We start from the raw sequence: 523 nt of genomic DNA, 5'->3' as shown, positions 1-523 counted from the left end.
TCTTCCTCCGGGTACTAAGATGTTTCAGTTCTCCGGGTGTGCCTTCTCACATACTATGTATTCATATGCGGATAACATGACATAACTCATGTTGGGTTTCCCCATTCGGAAATCTCTGGATCAAAGCGTACTTACAGCTCCCCAAAGCATATCGTCGTTAGTAACGTCCTTCTTCGGCTTCTAGTGCCAAGGCATCCACCGTGCGCCCTTAATAACTTAATCTATATTTCCTTATACATAATGTTTAAGAAAATAACTGTTATTAATCTGTGATGTCGTCTATAAAGACGACGCGCGATTATTAAGCTTGTTGAATTTCGTTAGAAATTCACTCGGTTTTTTGCTTGGTAAAATCTATTTTACTTACTTATCTAGTTTTCAATGTGCAATGTTGAATGTTATAAACATTCAAAACTGAATACAATATGTCTTCGTTATTCCATGACCTAATGGTCATTCCGTAATATCCTTAGAAAGGAGGTGATCCAGCCGCACCTTCCGATACGGCTACCTTGTTACGACT

At 38.8% G+C, this 523-nt stretch carries 2 rRNA genes; both read right to left on the bottom strand.

Annotated elements, in window-relative coordinates:
* Positions 1-222, bottom strand: a 23S ribosomal RNA gene (locus LQ686_RS13920); the annotation flags it as partial.
* Between the two features lie 251 nt (positions 223-473).
* Positions 474-523 (bottom strand): 16S ribosomal RNA (locus LQ686_RS13915); the annotation flags it as partial.

The organism is Mammaliicoccus sp. J-M41 (assembly GCF_022385935.1).
Taxonomy (GTDB): Bacteria; Bacillota; Bacilli; order Staphylococcales; family Staphylococcaceae; genus Mammaliicoccus; species Mammaliicoccus sciuri_A.
Note: the sequence above shows the minus strand (reverse complement) of the source record. Positions and strands in the feature narration are given on the sequence as shown.